We start from the raw sequence: 3,646 nt of genomic DNA on the forward strand, positions 1-3,646 counted from the left end.
CCTTCACGCGCATCCGCTGTGACACTGGCCACTTCGGCGCGGGAATCCGGTGTCCTCACGGCACTCCGTGCCTGCGAAGGTGCCCTGTACGGGTCCGCTTACCCCGTCCGAGCGAGCCCCGCAGGCTGGATCGGGGCGCTCGGCCGATCTCTTGACAAAGCCTGGGGCCGACCGCACGATCTCGTCTCATGAACCTGTCTGACAGCCAGACAGCCGGACACGGTGGTCCACGACGCGTCAGCGCGATGGAGGCCGTTCTGGCCCATCTCCGCGGCGCCATCGAGCGTGGCGAGTACCCCGTCGGCCAGAAACTGCCGTCGGAATCCGCGCTCGGCAAGGAGTTCGAGGTCAGCCGCTCGGTCGTCCGCGAAGCCTTGCGGGGGCTGCAGGCGCTCGGCCTCACCGTGTCCAAAACGGGCAAAGGGACCTTCGTGACCGCCACCGGGCCGGTCGAGAACCCCACTTTCGGGACCTACTCGGCCCGTGACCTGTTCGAGGTCCGGCGGCACGTGGAGATCCCCGTCGCCGGTTACGCCGCCGTGCGTCGCAGCACCGACGACCTGGACCTGCTCGGTCACCTCGTCGAGCGCATGGATCTCGAAACCGACAACACCGCGTGGGTGGCGCTGGACTCGCTCTTCCACATCACCATCGCGCAGGCATCCGGCAATCCGGTCTTCGGCAAGGTCATCGAAGAGATCCGGGACGCGCTGGCCCGTCAGTCGTCCTTTCTCAACCAATTGGGGGACCGTCGAACCCGCTCGAACACCGAGCACCGTGAGATCGTCACCGCCATCGCCGCCGGTTCCGAAGCGGACGCCATCGCGGCGATGACCTCCCATCTCGAGCACGTCGAGGACGCGCTGACCACCATCGTGCGGCCGGGCCACACGACGCACCAGAACAAGGACGACTGACACCGTGACCGAACAGACCCTCAGCGCGGACGGCAAAGCCGCGCCGGTGCCGGCCGACGCCGGTGACGCAGGCTACGACAAGGCGCTGAAACCCCGCCACGTCAACATGATCGCGATCGGCGGCGCCATCGGCACCGGCCTGTTCCTCGGCGCGGGCGGACGGCTCGCGCAGGCGGGTCCGGCACTCGCGATCGTGTACGCGGTCTGCGGCCTTTTCGCGTTCTTCGTGGTGCGCTCGCTCGGCGAACTCATCCTGTACCGCCCCTCCTCCGGCGCCTTCGTCTCCTACGCCCGGGAATTCATGGGCGAGAAGGGCGCTTTCGTCGCGGGCTGGATGCATTTCCTGAACTGGTCGACGACCGGTATCGCGGACATCACCGCGATCGCGCTGTACGCGCATTTCTGGTCGTTCTTCACCCCGATCCCGCAATGGGTGCTGGCACTCATCGCGCTCGCGGTCGTGCTGGCGCTGAACATGGTTTCGGTGAAACTGTTCGGCGAGATGGAGTTCTGGTTCGCCATCATCAAGGTCGCCGCGCTGGTGACGTTCATGGGGATCGGGATCTTCCTGCTGGTCACGCAGCAGCCGATCGACGGCAACACGCCTGGCTTCTCGCTGATCTCCGACCACGGCGGGATCTTCCCGGCCGGGGTGCTGCCGATGGTGCTGATCGTCCAGGGTGTCGTGTTCGCCTACGCCTCGGTCGAGCTGGTCGGCGTCGCCGCCGGCGAGACGGAGAACCCGCGCAAGATCATGCCGAAGGCGATCAACTCGATCATGTGGCGGATCGGGATCTTCTACGTCGGCTCGGTGATCCTGCTGGCGATGCTGATGCCGTGGGACGCCTACTCGAAGAACGAGAGCCCGTTCGTCACCGTGCTCTCGCACATCGGGGTGCCGCAGGCGGGCAACGTGATGAACCTGGTGGTGCTGACCGCGGCGCTCTCCAGCCTGAACTCGGGTCTCTACTCCACCGGCCGCATCCTGCGCTCGATGTCATTGGCCGGTTCCGCGCCGAAGTTCACCGGTGTGATGAACAAGAACCACGTGCCCTACGGCGGGATCCTGCTCACCTCGGCGGTCTGCGTGGTCGGTGTCGGCCTGAACGCGGTCGTGCCGAGCCAGGCGTTCGAGATCGTGCTGAACTTCGCCGCGATCGGCATCCTCGGCACGTGGGCGATCATCGTGCTTTCGCATCTGCTGTTCGTGCGCAAGGCCGAACGCGGTGAGGTCGAGCGTCCGTCGTACCGCCTGCCGTTCTCGCCCTACACCGAGATCGCGACGCTGATCTTCCTCGCCGCGGTCGTGGTGCTGATGGGCTTCGACGAGGTCGGCCGGATCACCCTGTACTGCCTGCCGGTCATCGGGCTCGCGCTGGTGGCGGGCTGGTTCGGGGTCCGCAAGCGGATCAACATGGACGTCTTCGAAAAGACGAAGCTGTGACGCCGGAGATCCGCGTGCCCGCGCACGAACCGCTGGTGCACCTCCTTCGCGACGGCATGGTCGAGGGGGTGCACCACGGTTCGGCCGTGGTGCTCGCGCCCGACGGCCGCGTGCTGTTCTCCGCGGGCGACATCGAGGCGGCGTTCTATCCGCGTTCGGCGGCGAAACCCTTGCAGGCCACGGCGATGGCGCGGCTCGGCGTCGAGCTGAGCCCCGCCGGGTTCGCCGTCGGCGCGGCCAGTCACTCCGGCGAGGAGATCCATCTCGCCGAGGTGCTCAAGACCCTCGACGGCGCCGGGCTCACCGCGGAAGACCTTCGGACACCGGAAGACCTGCCGTTCGACCCGGTCGAGCGGGACGCTTGGGTCGCTTCGGGACGGACGGCGTCGCGGTTGGCGCACAACTGTTCCGGCAAGCACGCGGCGATGCTCGCGACCTGCCGACGGCACGGATGGTCCACAGAGGACTATCTGGACGCCGCGCATCCCCTGCAGCGCGCGATCGCGGAGTGCGTCGAGGAGCTGACCGGACAGCGGATCCCGAAGGTCGCCGTCGACGGCTGCGGCGCTCCCCTGTTCGCGGTCTCGCTCCGCGGCCTCGCCCGCGCGGTGGGCAAGATCGCCGCGGCGGCGCCCGGGACACCGGAAGGCCTTGTCGCCGAAGGGATCCGGAAGCATCCGGAACTGGTCGCCGGCACGCGTCGCGACGTCACCGCGCTCATGCGCGCGGTCCCCGGCCTGATCGCCAAGGACGGTTTCGAAGCCGTCCAGGTCGCCGCGCTCCCGGACGGGACGGCGATCGCGATCAAGATCGCCGACGGCGGCGACCGCGCCCGCCGTCCGGTGCTCGCCGCCGCGCTCGCGTTGTGCGGCGTCGATCCGAACGTGCTGGAGCCCACCCCCGGCCTGCGTGTGACCGGCGCGCTGGCCGAACTCGACCTCGCCGCCTGAGGAGCCTTCGATGCACCGCGTGGAACACGATCTGCTGGGGGACAAGGAAGTCCCCGCCGACGCCTACTGGGGCGTGCACACCGCACGGGCCAGGGAGAACTTCCCCATCACCGGCACCCCGATCTCCGCGTACCCGCATCTGATCGAGGCACTCGCCTCGGTCAAGGAGGCGGCCGCCCACGCCAACGCCGATCTGGGGCTTCTGGAGCCGGACGTCGCCGACGCGATCCGCCAGGCGTGCCGTGAGATCCGCGAAGGCGCGCTGCACGACCAGTTCGTCGTCGACGTCATCCAGGGCGGCGCGGGCACCTCGACGAACATGAACGCCAACGAGG

4 protein-coding genes are annotated in these 3,646 nt (G+C 68.3%); all 4 read left to right on the forward strand.

Annotated features, from left to right (window positions below; genetic code table 11):
• Positions 1–245 precede the first annotated feature (245 nt).
• The gene (locus AVR91_RS08295) at positions 246–917 is read left to right on the forward strand and encodes a FadR/GntR family transcriptional regulator (RefSeq protein WP_063271870.1); all 672 of its coding nucleotides are present in this window, start codon (positions 246–248) and stop codon (positions 915–917) included.
• Positions 918–921: 4 nt separating this feature from the next.
• Positions 922–2,361 (forward strand): amino acid permease, encoded by a 1,440-nt coding sequence (locus tag AVR91_RS08300; RefSeq protein ID WP_063271869.1) that lies wholly within the window; start codon positions 922–924, stop codon positions 2,359–2,361.
• On the forward strand, positions 2,358–3,311 hold the full coding sequence (locus AVR91_RS08305) for an asparaginase (RefSeq protein ID WP_063271868.1): 954 nt from the start codon (positions 2,358–2,360) through the stop codon (positions 3,309–3,311). The genes AVR91_RS08300 and AVR91_RS08305 overlap by 4 nt, the downstream gene beginning before the upstream one ends.
• A gap of 10 nt (positions 3,312–3,321) precedes the next feature.
• The coding region (locus AVR91_RS43705; RefSeq protein WP_394329948.1) for a lyase family protein at positions 3,322–3,646 on the forward strand (325 nt) is incomplete at its 3' end.

The organism is Amycolatopsis keratiniphila subsp. keratiniphila (assembly GCF_001620365.2).
Classification (GTDB): domain Bacteria; phylum Actinomycetota; class Actinomycetes; order Mycobacteriales; family Pseudonocardiaceae; genus Amycolatopsis; species Amycolatopsis keratiniphila.

Excerpts from the sequence above, each read along its gene's own strand:
- AVR91_RS08295 (WP_063271870.1), top strand. The coding sequence starts at position 246 with ATGGAGGCCGTTCTGGCCCATCTCCGCGGCGCCATCGAGCGTGGCGAG.